This is a genomic window from Sphaerisporangium sp. NPDC004334, assembly GCF_053602655.1.
Window position 1 is genome coordinate 1 of sequence record NZ_JBSGDZ010000053.1, and the last position, 13650, is coordinate 13650.

At 68.2% G+C, this 13650-nt stretch carries 7 protein-coding genes; 2 read left to right on the forward strand and 5 right to left on the reverse strand.

Going from position 1 to position 13650, the window contains the following annotated elements:
• From ACWEN6_RS39230 to ACWEN6_RS39240, 3 genes are all read right to left on the reverse strand, one after another.
• The coding region (locus tag ACWEN6_RS39230; protein ID WP_452577117.1) for a type I polyketide synthase at positions 1–2154 on the reverse strand (2154 nt) is incomplete at its 3' end.
• On the reverse strand, positions 2154–5090 hold the full coding sequence (locus tag ACWEN6_RS39235; RefSeq protein ID WP_452577119.1) for an AMP-binding protein: 2937 nt from the start codon (positions 5088–5090) through the stop codon (positions 2154–2156). The genes ACWEN6_RS39230 and ACWEN6_RS39235, both read right to left, overlap by 1 nt.
• A 131-nt stretch (positions 5091–5221) precedes the next feature.
• On the reverse strand, positions 5222–5482 hold the full coding sequence (locus tag ACWEN6_RS39240) for a hypothetical protein (protein WP_452577121.1): 261 nt from the start codon (positions 5480–5482) through the stop codon (positions 5222–5224).
• A gap of 408 nt (positions 5483–5890) precedes the next feature.
• On the opposite strand from ACWEN6_RS39240, the gene ACWEN6_RS39245 reads away from it, so the two are divergent.
• A complete protein-coding gene (locus ACWEN6_RS39245; RefSeq protein ID WP_452577123.1) occupies positions 5891–6832 on the forward strand; it encodes an AraC family transcriptional regulator in 942 nt (313 codons plus the stop codon).
• A 223-nt stretch (positions 6833–7055) separates the two neighbouring features.
• A complete protein-coding gene (locus tag ACWEN6_RS39250) occupies positions 7056–8156 on the forward strand; it encodes a hypothetical protein (RefSeq protein ID WP_452577125.1) in 1101 nt (366 codons plus the stop codon).
• 215 nt (positions 8157–8371) lie between these two features.
• Here the strand turns inward: ACWEN6_RS39250 and argS are convergent, their stop codons facing one another.
• Both argS and ACWEN6_RS39260 read right to left on the reverse strand, forming a co-directional pair.
• Entirely contained in the window at positions 8372–10078 is a 1707-nt protein-coding gene (gene argS / locus ACWEN6_RS39255) for an arginine--tRNA ligase (protein WP_452577127.1), read from the reverse strand.
• A 170-nt stretch (positions 10079–10248) separates the two neighbouring features.
• A complete protein-coding gene (locus ACWEN6_RS39260) occupies positions 10249–13050 on the reverse strand; it encodes an ATP-binding protein (protein ID WP_452577128.1) in 2802 nt (933 codons plus the stop codon).
• Positions 13051–13650: the final 600 nt, after the last annotated feature.

Here is a 13650-nt window from a genome sequence, read left to right on the forward strand (position 1 = left end):
AGCCGCATACAACTCCCGGCCCATCCCGACTCGCTGAGCACCCTGACCAGAGAACACCACCGCCACCCGGCCCGGCCGCACCCGACCCACCACCGAGGACACCGACCCCCCGGCCGCCAAACCCGAAGCCTGCGAATCCTCGGCGGCCAGGGCCCGCAGCCCGGCCAGCAGACCCTCCCGGTCCGCCGCCGACAGCACCGCCCGGTGATCCAGGGCGGCCCGGCGCGCCAGCCCGGCCGCCACCTCCACCGGACCAGCCGCATCGTGCCCGGCCACGAATCCCGCCAGCCGACCGGCCTGCGTCCGCAACGCCGCCTCGCTCTTGGCCGACACCACCACCGGCACCGGTATCGGCCCGGCGGCGTGGTCGCCCTCGAGTGCGGTGGCCGCGATGCCGTCCCGCTCCGCCGGCTCCGCCCCGGCCCACGCTTCCTCGCCGGCGGGCACGACCGTTCCGCCTCCGACCACCGACGGCTCCTCGGCAGGCGGCTCTTCCAGGATCACGTGCGCGTTGGTGCCGGAGATGCCGAACGACGACACCCCCGCCCGGCGCGGCCGGCCCTCGACCCGCGGCCACGGCCGGGCCTCGGTCAGCAACTCCACCGCGCCACCGGACCAGTCCACCTTCGACGACGGCGCCTCCACGTGCAACGTCTTGGGCAACAGCTCGTGCCGCATCGCCAGGACCATCTTGATCACACTGGCGATGCCGCCGGCCGCCTGGGTGTGACCCAGGTTCGACTTGGCCGAGCCCAGCCACAGCGGCGACCGCCGGTCCTGGCCGTAGGTGGCCAGCAGCGCGTGCGCCTCGATCGGGTCCCCCAGCGCGGTGCCGGTGCCGTGCGCGTCGACCGCGTCCACATCCGCGGGCTCCAGCCGGGCGGCCGCCAGTGCGTCCTGGATGAGCCGGCGCTGCGCGGGACCGCTCGGCGCGGTCAGCCCGTTGGACCTGCCGTCCTGGTTGATCGCGGTGCCGCGCACCACGGCCAGCACCCGGTGCCCGTGGCGGCGCGCCTCGGACAGCCGCTCCAAGACCAGCACCCCGACACCCTCGGAAAACGCGGTGCCGTCCGCGGCGTCGGCGAACGCCTTCACCCGGCCGTCCGGGGCCAGTCCCCGCTGCCGGCTGAAGGCGGTGAACATGCCCGGGCTGCCCATGACCGTCACCCCGCCGACCAAGGCCAGGGAGGACTCGCCGGAGCGTAGCGAGGCGCAGGCCAGGTGCAGCGAGACGATCGCGCCGGAGCACGCGGTGTCCACCGTGATCGCCGGCCCGCACAGGCCGAGCAGATAGGCGAGCCGGCCGGAGATCACACTGGGCGCGTTGCCGGTCATCAGGTAGCCGTCCAGGCCCTCCGGCGCCTGGTGCACGCGCACGCCGTACTCGTGTACCTCGGCGCCGAAGAACGAGCCGACGGGCCGGTCGCGCAGCGACGTCGGGTCGATTCCCGCGTGCTCCAGCGCGGCCCAGCAGGTCTCCAGCACCACCCGCTGCTGCGGGTCCATGGCCAGCGCCTCGCGCGGGTTGATGCCGAAGAAGTCCGCGTCGAACCCGGTAGCGTCGGGCAGAAAGCCGCCGTGACGCACGTAGCTCTTCCCCGGGGCGTCCGGGTCCGGGTCGAACAGGTTCTCCAGATCCCAGCCGCGGTCGGTGGGGAAGTCGCCGAGCACCTCGCGCTCCTCGGCGAAGATCCGCCACAGTCCCTCGGCGGAGTCGACGCCGCCGGGGAACCGGCACCCGATGCCGACGAGGACGACCGGGTCGGCGTCGGCGTCCGGCGTGACGTCCAGGACGTCCGCGCGGCCCATCGCGGGCTCCGGCACGGGCAGACCGAGTACGGCGGCGCGGACGTAGTCGGCGACCAGCTCGGGCGTGGGGTAGTCGAAGGCCAGGGTCATCGGCAGCGTCACGCCGGTGGCGGTGACCAGCCGGTCGTGCAGGTCCACCGCGGCCAGCGAGTCGAGGCCGAGTTCGCGGAACGGCCGGTTGGAGGTCACCTCGGCCGGCTCGCCGCCCTCCACTCCGCGCAGCGCCTCCCTGGTCTCCCGGTGCACCAGTTCCAGGAGCACCCGGCGCTGCTCCGCGGCGGGCAGCTCGTCGAGGCCGTCGAGCTCGGCCTCGGAAGGGCCGCCGTGGTCTCCTGGGGTTGCCATCATGCGCTCCGGGGGTCGGGGTTTCGCGGCGGGTCGTAGACGCGTTGGCGTTGCAGCCGGGAGACGGAGACGATCTCGTCTCCGCGGATCACCACTTCGGTGGGCGCGGGGCGGCCGAGGAACAGCGACAGGCTGGCGGTGAGGCCGTAGGCGCCCGCGTGCGGGATGGTCACCAGATCGCCGGGGGCCGGGTCGGGCAGTTCGACCTCGCGGGCGAGCAGGTCGCCGGGTGTGCACAGGGGCCCGGCCAGCGCGGCCCGGCGGCCGGGCACGGCGTCGTGGGTCGTGCCGCCGTTCGGTGACGCGGGCTTGACCTGGACCGGGAGCAGCCGGCCGAGCCCGGACATGCCGCCGAACGCGTTGATCCCCGCGTCCAGGATGACGAAGGTGCGGCCCCGGCTCTCCTTGACGTTGACCACGCTGCAGTGCAGCTCGCCGCAGTCGGACACCAGGTACCGGCCGGACTCGCAGGCGATGCCCGGCCGGCCGTCCCGCCACTGCGGCAGGTACTTGTCCAGCGCCTCTTCCAGGCCTTTGCGCAGGTTCGGGTAGGCGGATCGCGTACCGGGCACGCCGTACGGCGCGGAGAACCCGCCGCCGAGATCCACCAGCTCGAGTGGTTCGCCCAGGATGCGCTGCACCTCCGCGGCGACCGTCACGGTGTGCTGGAACTCGGCGATCAGGCTGTCCTCCTCCGCGGCGTTGCTGAGCGGGAAGAAGTGGGCGCCGACGATCCGGGTGCCCGCGACCGCGCGCATCGCGGCCACCTGCGCGGGCAGTTCCTCCATGTCGTTGCCGAACTGGGAGGGGGTGCCGGTCATCCGGATGCTGGTGGCGGCGGCCGCGGTGGCGCTGTTCACGCGCAGCAGGCATTTCGCGACGGTGCCGTGCGCGGTGGCCGCGGCGCCGACGTGCTGGAGGTCGGTGAGTGACTCCACCGAGAACAGCCGCACCCCGGCGGCGAGCGCCTCGGCCAGTTCCCCCGCGGTCTTGCCGGGCCCGGTGTACAGGCAGTCCGCGCCGGTGAAACCGGCGGCCAGCGCGGCGGTCAGCTCCCCGGTGGAGCTGATCTCCGCACGGCAGCCGCCGCCCGGGGCCGTACGCAGCGCGCCGGCGACGTCCGGGTGTGGGTTGGCCTTGAGCGCGTAGTAGATCGCCGTGCCTTCCGGCAGGAAGTCGGCCAGGTCGCGGTGCGCCGCCGTGACCCGGTCCAGGTCGTACACGTAGAGCGGGGACCCGAACCGGCGGACCAGTTCCTCACGGGGGATTCCCGGCGGCTTCCGGCGGGGCTCCGCCTGCCGCGTCGCGTCGTTGGACGCCGAGTCGGGGAGCGCCTGCCGAGTCGCGTCCTCGGGCGCCGAGTGGGGGAGCGCCTGCCGGGGACCCGGCGCGGCCGGATGTGCTTCCCGCGCGTGCATATGGCGCAGCCGGTCGCGGGCGTACTTGCCGTGCGAGGACCGTGGGATCTCCGGGATCACCCGGCAGATCGCGGGCACCTTGGCGGGCTCCAGCCGGGCGGCCAGTTCGCGGAGGACGGCGTGGGGTTCCAGCTCCGCCCCGTTGGCGGCCTCGACGAAGACCGCGAGATCGTGCTCGCCGTCCGGGGGCAGCGCGGCGGCCGCCCGGACCCCGGCGATGTCGAGCGCCGCCGCCTCGATCTCCACGGTGCTCATCCGGATGCCCTTGCGTTTGAACATGTCGTCCCGGCGGCCGTCGAAGTAGAGGTATCCGTCCTCGTCGAGGTGGCCGTAGTCACCGGTGTGCAGGCGCTTCTCCCCGGTTTCCGGGTCGAGGCGGAACGTCTTCGCGGTCACCTCGGGGTTGCGCCAGTACCCCGGCATCACGTGCGGGCCGGTCACCACGATCTCCCCGGTGGTCCCGGTGGGCACCGGGTCGCCGTCGGCGTCGAGGATGTGCACGGCGGTGCCGGCCAGTGGCCGTCCGACGGAGTCCGGGCGCTCCCGCTCCTCCTCCGGAGGCATGACGGAGATGCGCTTGCACTCGGTCTGGCCGAACTGGCGCACCACCCGGGCGCCGGGGAAGTGGGTCCGCAGCGCGTCGATGGTGGCGGCGGGCAGCGCCGCGCCGGTGTTGGTGAACAACCGCACCCCGGTGGTGGGCTCAGCCTGCCGCTGCGCCGAGGCGATGATCATGTTGGCCAGCGAGGGCACGATCGGGACGACCGTCGCCCGGGTCTTGCGGAGCTGGTCGACCAGCCGCAGGTCGGCGCCGGCGTCGGCGAAGACCAGTTCGGCGCCCACGGCGCAGGTCATCAGCAGCTTGTACAGCCCGTAGTCCCAGGACATCGGGAAACGGCAGAAGACCACGTCGTCCGGGCGGTAGTCCAGCGCCTCGACGAGCGCCACGGTGGCGAAGCAGACCTGGGCGTGGGGGCAGATCACCGCTTTCGGCTCCGCCGTACTGCCCGAGGTGTACACCAGCGCGGCCAGGTCCGAGGGGTTGATCTCACTGGGCACGGCCACGCGCGCCCGTCGGCTCGCGAGCTCGGTCACCTCGTCCCAGACCGCTTCGAAGTCGTGGACCGGTGCGCCGGTGAGTGCGCGCACGGCGCCGGGTTTCCCGCCGGCGGATTCGACGATCACCAGCGCGGGGTCGGCGTTCTCGAGCACAGAACGCAGGTGAAAGCTTTTCATCGCCGGATTGAGCGGCACGAAGACGGCGCCGTGACGGGAGACGCCGAAGAACAGCGCCGCCAACCGGCGGTCGGTGGGGGCCTGAACCACCACTCGCGTGCCCGGGCCGACGTTGTGCCCGGCCAGCCAGCGATCCACCGCGTGGCTGATCGTATCAAGTTCGTGATAGGTCCAAATCCCGGTGGAGTCCCTCACTGCTGGCGAATCGGGAAACTCCGCGGCGCTTTGGTCGAGAAAGTCGTGGATGAATGTCCCGTTGTATATCGGCCGGTTATTCCGCATAATCGACGATCTCCCTCAGGCGGCAGAGATCAGGCTAAGTCGGGGCTCCCCCCCCAGATGTACCCCTAGCCGCCCCTAACGCCGGGGCCGGTCGCCTACTCACAATGCCAGTAATTGTGGCGTTTCACCGCTCAGATGGCGGCGGCGTCGCTCGCGGCGTAGGGACCGCACCCGCCGGACCTCGGGCAGCAGATGACGCCGCTCCAGCCGCGCCAGCCTCGCCGCCACGCCCGGGGCGGCGGCCGCAGCGGCGCCATGGGCGGAATCGCCTCGCCGGTGATGCCGAGCGCTTCCCGGCCGGTAACCGGCACCCGCGACCCCTGGCGGGAGGCCGGCGGCACATCGGCCGGCTCGGCGGTGGCCGCGATGAGGTGTTCGCAGGTGTCCAGCACGGCATTGGCTCTCGGCAGGGCACATCCGCAGGCGCCGGGAGTTCCGCGAGTCGAGGGGCAAGTTTATCTACAATCCGCCAAGGCGTGATTCATTTAGAAGTACTTAGAAATGTCCGGATTCATATTTACAATATCGCGATCCATCGCTAACCTGCTGACCGCAGGGGAAGATTCCATGGTCCTTCCGCCGTGGAGATGACATGGATACGCGCATTCCGGAATCCACGTCATCATATCGCGAAGCGCAGACCCCCTGACTTGTATCGACGACCGGATCGAATCGGCCTCCATGCCGAGTGCCAGGCGCGACCGCTCGCGTCGACGTGGCGATCGGCGGAGTGTGTAGGGGAAATCAGCACGATGATAGATGTGAATTCGCAGGGGTCGGGGTGTGCCTCGGGCCCATCGATGAACCACCCGGCGGTCACCGCAGATGTCGATCAGCTGCGAGAACTGCTGGAGCAGCATTACCCGTATTACTACCTTCATATTGTCAAGTCGCACCCGCACGGCGCTCGATATCAGCTTCTCCACAGAGGAAAGATCGGTCTGTACACCGCGTCATATGGGGCGGAGATTCGTACCGGGACGTCGGAGTCGTTCAACTTCTATGCGATCATGCCGTTGCGAGGGGCCGGCGAGGTGACGCTCAACGGGGGGGACGTCACCGCACCGATCTCCCTCATAGGTCCCCAGCAGAAGATCGACATGCGGTGGAGCCTCGATCACGAAGTAATGCTGATGCAGATTCCGTCGGCACTCATGCAGGAGGCGCTTGAGGCTCACCTGGGTGATCCTCCCAAGGAGCGACTGCGGTTCGAACCGGGGGTGAATGCCACCAGCGCGCTCGGTCACGCGCTGAGAATGCTCTCGTCGACCGGTACGGACGGTACGCTGCCCTTCGCGGCCTCGAAGCTGGCCGAGCATCACTTCGAGCAGTTCCTGCTGCACACCTTGCTCTCCTCACAGTCCCACAATTACTCCCACGAATTCGGCGAGCCCCCCGCCTCGTGGACCCCTGCCGCTCTTCGGCGTGCGACCCGCTATTGCGAAGATCACGCCGGCGAACCGATCTCTCTTGGCGACATCGCCGCCGCGGCCAGGGTCGGCGTCCGCACTCTCCAGCTCGGCTTCCGCGAGCATCTGCGGACCACCCCGATGGCCTATCTCCGTTCCGTACGGCTGGCTCACGCCCACGCCGATCTGGTCCGTATCGCCGAGACGGGCAGCCAGACAACCGTCACGGATGTGGCCCTCCGGTGGGGATTCACCCATCTCGGCCGTTTCGCGGCCCTGTACAGGCAGACCTACGGCCGGCCGCCGTCCAGCACCCGGCAAGGACACCGGTAAGCGTGGCAGCCCCTTGGCGTCGCCGCACCCATCGCTCAAGCCAAGACCGCTCGCCATCGATCAGATGTGGCGGCTCCGCCTTCGGCCCCGGACGCCCATGACCAAGAACACCAGACGAATTACGGACTGAGGACAGTAGACCTCCCCGAACCGGCCACCCCTAACATTTTCCCTTTTCTTGAAAAGATCATGCTGTATCGCCGGAGGCCGGTTGAATTCGCGCATGAGACTCATCCGACAGGGGGCCGTACTGGCCGCGGTCACGGTCATGACAGCGGCGGTCGCTCCCGTGGCGGCGACCGCCGCGCCAAGCTCGTGCGAGGCGCCGCCACGCAGCAGCCCGGCTTACGACGACTTCGTGCTCACGTACAAGTCCGAATGCGCCACGAAGAAGAACTACGACCGGACGTTCCAGGACGTCACGGCGTCTGTTCTGGTCGACAAGCGCAACAGGCTGGCGGTCACGACGTCGACGGCGCTGGCCGGCGCCATCGCGTCGGTCAAGGTGAACGACAAGGAGTTCATCTCCAGCGGCGGCCATGGTGCCGCTTTCCAGTACGCCTTCCACGCCTGGCAGAAGGGTGAGGCGTCGACCGAGTGCTACAACCCCACGCAGGCCGGCGCTCGCCTGGACGACGTGGGCCAGCCGCCGCCCTACCACGGTCCCAGCACCAGCGCGCTTTACACCATGGCCAGGTCCGGCAGCTCCATCCGCACGGAGGTGAGGCCCGCGATGTTCGTCGCCCTCGCGGACACGAAACCGGGCTGGGGCGACTGCCGCAGCGCCGACCACCAGGCCAAGCGCGTCCCGTTCACCATGGGCCTGTCGCCGTACTGGCTGCGGACCTCGATCGAGCTCGCCCCCGATCACGACGTGCCCGAGCTGGAGAACGTCTTCCGCGCCGCCGCCACGATCACCTCGGACGACGAACGACACGACCACTTCGACGGCGTCCTCGTCGCCTACCTGCAGCCGGATTTCACCAAGGTCTTCTCCTACAGCCCCGCCACCGGTCGCCTGTCGCCCAAGCCCGTGGACTCTCACACGAGCAAGGACCCGATGGTCCGTTGTACGGGCGACGGCGACTACTGCCTCGGCATGTATGTCAAGCCCGACGTTCTCGGCGACAAGGCCTACTACTACACGATGACCCGCCCGCCCACGGACTACAACGGCCACTTCGGCGAGAACACCATCCAGGTCACCAGCCCCAGCGGAGTCATGGAAAAGGGAGACAAGGTCACCTACGAAACCTACGTGGTCGTCGGCAACAAGAGCCGCGTCCAACTCACCATGACCCGGCTCCACCGCGCCTTCAGGTAGTCGGTCCTCGGCCACGGGCTGCCGGCCCGGGACCGCCCCATCACCGCGTTGAACTGCCGTCGCGGATCCGGGATCGGGCCTCGCTCACCCAGCGGCGAGTGAGGCTCGATCAAGGACCAATCCTCGTCGGTGAGGTATCCACGCGCCATGGCGAAGACCTACCAGGGTGCCGCCTGGAGCGCAGGCAATCCCGGTGATCTCAACTCAGGACACTCCTAGAGCCGGTCGGGTGCGGCGAGTCCGAGGAGATCGAGGCCGAGTCTGAGCGTGTCGCCGGTGAGCCGGCAGAGCATGAGGCGGTTGTCCCTGATCTCGGGACTGGGCGCCTTCAGTACGGGGCAGGCATCGAAGAAGGATGTGAAGGTCTGGGAGAGTTCGAAGAGGTAGGCGCAGAGCCGGTGCGGCTCGTAGGCGTGAGCGACCTCTTTCAGAGTCAGATCGAGATCATCGAGCTTGAGCGTCAGCGCGCGCTCCGCGGGTTCGAGAACGACTCCCTGATGCACGCGTGCCCGTGCCATGAGGTCGGGTCCCGCCTTCCGGAGGATCGAACGGGTCCTGGCATGCGCGTACTGCAGGTAGACACCGGTGTTCCCGTTCAGCGAGACCATGCGGTCCACGTCGAAGACATAGTCCTTCGCCCTGCTGGTGGCCAGGTCGGCGTACTTGACCGCGCCGACGCCGACGACCGCGGCGATGGTCTCCTGGCCGCCGGCCGCGAGGTCGCGGCTCTTCTCCCGCACCACGAGCCGCGCCCGGTCAACGGCCTCGTCCAGCAGTGAGATGAGCCGGACGGTTTCCCCCGAACGCGTTTTGAAGGGCTTGCCATCCTTGCCGAGAACGGTGCCGAAGGCGAGGTGGACCGCGTCGACCTCGCCGTTCAGCCAGCCGATGCGCTTGGCGGTTTCGAAGACCATACGGAAGTGCAACGCCTGGCGGGCATCGACGACATAGAGGATCCGATGCGCGGCGAGGGTGCCGACGCGGTGGCGGATGGCGGCCAGGTCGGTGGCGGCGTATCCGAACCCGCCGTCTCTCTTGCGGATGATGAGCGGCAGCGGCTCGCCATTCTGGCCCATGATGTCGTCGAAGAAAACGCAGAGGGCACCGTCACTGATCACGGCGACGCCCGACTTCTCCAGCTCGTTCGCGACCTCGGCGAGGAAGGGGTTGTAGAAGCTCTCCCCGACGGCGTCCTCATCGGTGAGCAGCACGCCGAGTTTGTCGTACACCTCGTTGAAGTACAGTTTGGACTCGGTGACGATCTCCTGCCAGGACCGAAGCGTCTCGGCGTCTCCGGCCTGGAGCGCGACGACCCGGGTTCGAGCCCGTTCGGCGAACTCCTCGTCGGAGTCGAACTTGACCCGGGAGTCCTTGTAGAGCCGGTTGAGCCGCGACAGGGAGCTCGCGGCCGAACTCTCCTCCCGCTGCCATTCCCCGCCGAATTCAGTGAGGTACTGGATCAGCATCCCGAACTGGGTTCCCCAGTCGCCCAGGTGGTTCTGCCGGACCACGTCCTCGCCCAGAAAGCCCAGGATCCGCGCGATCGAGTCACCGATGATGGTCGACCTCAGATGGCCGACGTGCATCTCTTTGGCGATGTTGGGTTGGGAGTAGTCGATGACGGTCGTGCCGTCGAGCGAGCGGGGGAGTCCCAGGCGATCGTCGGCGAGCCGGGCTTCGACCTGTCCCAGCAGCGCGGAGTCGGTCAAGCTCAGGTTCAGGAATCCCGGTCCTGACACCTCGCACGAGGCGATGAGATCGGCTCCCTCAAGGGACGCGACGACCTTCTCCGCGACTTCACGCGGGTGGGAGCGCAGCTTCTTGGCGACCGCGAGCAGCCCGTTGGCCTGCAGGTCCGCCCGGTCGGAGCGGCGCACCTGAGGATCGGCCCCCGCGTGTTCCGCGGGAAGGGCGCGGTCCATCGCGGAGAGTAACCGTGATGTGATCTGGACGGCGAGTGGAACAACCGGAGCCATGTCTTCCTTTCAGGAGAATTTCGGGACGGTCGGACTGTGTTGGCCGGCAGTATGCCCGGGCGAATCCTCGTCACCGTCCCACGACGTTCGAACGGCCGCGTGGCACGGCTCACCACTCACGACACGCCCTTACCGTCGTCCAGGTACGCCAGTGCCCTCTCAGCGGCCTCGCTGATCATCTGTTCCAGATCATCGGTGTGGCATCGGGCTTCCGGCGAAGCCGTGTCGTATGGCTCCTCCCATAGCGAACACTCGTGGGAGGTGAAGGGCCAGGGCGGATATCCGGCGCGAACTCGACACGACGCGACGCTCACGACAATGTCACGGGCCCCGGGGTCGTGCTCCTGAACGGCGATCGCCGCGACAATATGAAGGGCTCGAAGCGCCGTCGCCAAGTCTTTGCGCGTCATCGCGGCACGAATGGTCTGAGCGGCGGCGAGCCGGGCGTCATCCACGCGACCGAGTGCTCGATGGACATGCGCTTCCAGCTCGTTGAGCTGAGGCGCCAGATAGGACCGCCGCGCTTCGTCGCAGAGCGTTCTTGCTTCATCTAGGGGCGCGATCGCCCGCGTTGCCGCACCTCGCAGCATAAGCGCCCAAGCCTTGAACAACAGGGTGTGGATCCCGGCGTCGGGGCCGAGCTCCGTACGGAGCGCGAGAACCCGATCCGCGGACTTCACCGCTTCGTCGAGCCGGCCCGCGCGAAGGTCGATCAGGGGTTGCCGACCGAGGCAGGCCGTACGCAACTCGGTGTCGGCCCCAGCGGCTTCGTAGGCCTTCCTGAGTGCCGTGTCGGCTTCGGCAGCCCGATCACGCCATGCGGCAGTGGACGCCTCGACCACGCGGGCGGCCACGATTCGAGACGGGTCACCGGCGTCCTCCGCGGCGACAACAGCGGCGTGCGCTCGCTGCATCGCGTCGCTGTCGAGAAGCGCGTCGGCGATGGCCGCCAGGTCGATCATGATGTCCGCTCTTCGCCGTTCACCTTCTCTGTCGCTGAGATCTGTAAGGCTCAGAGCCTTGGCGAGATGGGCTCGGGCCAAAGGGAACCGGCCTGCGACATAGGCCAGCCTTCCTGCCCAGTGATACAACTTCGCGCGTAGATGGAGATGCAGGCTGCCCTCGTGGGACAGCGCGCACTTCGTCCAGTGGTGCAGCAGCCGTGTATGGCCGGATCCGCGATCCCACAACGGACGAGCGGCCGTGAGCAACTCGACCGCGCGAACGACTTCGGCCCCGGACGTCCCCTCACGAAATCCCCACTCAAGTGCGGCGACGATCTCGGCGAGCTCGGGGTGAAGGACCGAGGCGTCAGCGTGTTCCTCTGCCGACTTCGCGAGGTCCGAGAAGTAGGCGAGATGCCGATCTCTTGTCACCCTGTATTCGGTGGCGCCCAGTTCCGTGCGGCAGAAGTCACGGATCGGGGTCAGGATCCGATACCGATAGTCGTGACCGCGGACGGGTTGGACCAGCGAGCCGTCGACCAAGTTGGCCAGAGCCAGAACCACCTGCCCGCTCATGACAGGGCCGTGGGCACTGAGCTGTTCGGCCGCCTCGAGGGTGAAGCTTCCTGAGAACGCGGACAACTGCGCAAGGACCAGCCTGTCCGTTCGGCTGAGGAGATCGAGACTCCAGCGAATGGTCGCACCCAGGGCCAGTTGATGTGGCAGGCCAGGGGCGAAGCGTTCGCCCAACGCTCCGGGGTGTTCGAGACGTGTACGCAATGCCGCGATCGGTATTGACCGCAACCTGGCCACCGCCAATTCGATGGCGAGGGGCAGTCCGTCGAGCTTCCGGCACACCTCGGCCACATCGCCGAGATCGTCCGAGAGGTCGAGCAGCGGGAACTGCTCACCTGCACGGGTGAGAAAAAGGTCGACCGCCCCGTGTCCACACATATCCGTATCGTCTGCTTCCGCAGGGGGCAGTGAAAGCGGAGAAACCTCCCACACCGTTTCGCCGGGGAGCCCGAGAGATCGACGCGACGTGATGACGAAACGAACTCCGTCGCATGATCGGCGCACCTCGTCGGTCCAGGAGGCGATGACGCTCGCCACATGCTCCGCATTGTCGAGCACGATCAGCAGTTGCCTGCCTTGCAGCGCGGTGATGAGATCCGCTGCGGAACCATCAGGATCACCCAGAGGCCCGAGCCTCCGCCGAATGGTGTCCGTCACCGCATCGAGTCGCGCGGTGCCGTCCTCCCCCAAGGCGTGCCTCGACGACAGAGCGCCGAGTTCGATGACCGCGACACCGTCGCGATGGGCGTCCTGAGCCCTGGCGGCCACCTCGAGCGCCAAGCTCGTTTTCCCCACCCCACCCGGGCCGGTGAGCGTCACCAGCCGACGCTCTCTTACGAGTTCGGTGACCTGCCGCAGTTCGTCCGCACGCCCGATCAGGGGGCCGGCCGCGGCTCGTCGCCCTCGCCAACGCGGTCCAGGGGATGCCACGATCGGACGCTGGGTGAGAGCTTCCATGTTCGCGCAACGAAGCTCTTCACCAGGATCGGCGCCGAGTTCGTCGCTGAGCCTGCGCCGGATCTGCTCGAACACCACCAGCGCTTCGGCTTGCCTTCCCGCATGGTTGTAGACGCGCATCAGAGCGGCGTGGAGCGGTTCACTCAATGGGTAGTGGCGAGCCAGGCCTTCGAGGCCCGTGATCAACTCGGCGTGATCATAGCGGTCGGGTGCTCGGGCCGCGACGACCATTGCCGTGATCAGTTCCTGCTCGACGGCCGCAAGACTCGCATCCGTCCTCGGATAGTCGCTCAGGTCCTCCAACGGAAGCCCATGGAACATGGTGAGCGCCTCGGGGGGCACCGCCCCCGATCCCTCGTGCTTCGCCGTGGACAACAGGAAACGGAACCGAAGCAGGTCGAGGCTGTCCTCGTCCAGTATCAGGGAATAGCCGCCGTGCACCCTCCTGAGCATGCTGTTGGCAGTGGTTCCCGATTGACGCTCCGGCTGCAGGAGGCCACGGAGTCTCTTGACATAGGTCTGAATCGTGTTGACCGCCGTCGGTGGCGGGGATTCTCCCCAAAGAAGAGAGGAGATCTCACTCGTGCTGACCCGGCCGCACGGATTCAGTAACAGCGCCCCCAGGACCACCCGCTGCTTGGGTGGCCCCAGGGCGAGTTCGCACTCCTCCCTCCACGCTCGCAATGGACCCAGCACCTGAAACCGCACCCCCATGCGACAGACTCCGTCTCAGGCGGCGGGATCTGGCGACGCGATGAAGGCACCAAGGGCATCGATCGCTACCAGGCCGATGGTGGGGCGCATGCTGCTCCTTGCGGTTGGAAACTGAAGAGTCGGCGCTGAGACGCTTTCGGCATACAGAGGCCACCCGGAAGGCGGTCGGGCCCTCTTCGCTCGATCGCGTCGGCGCGATTAGGCATGGAGCGTAGGAGGTGGACACGGCCGGCGGCTATCCACATGGCGTCCCACACGATTCGTGTCCCGGACAACGCGCCGTCCGAGCCTGAACGCCGGCGTGCGAGAGACGGCCAGGGGCAGGTC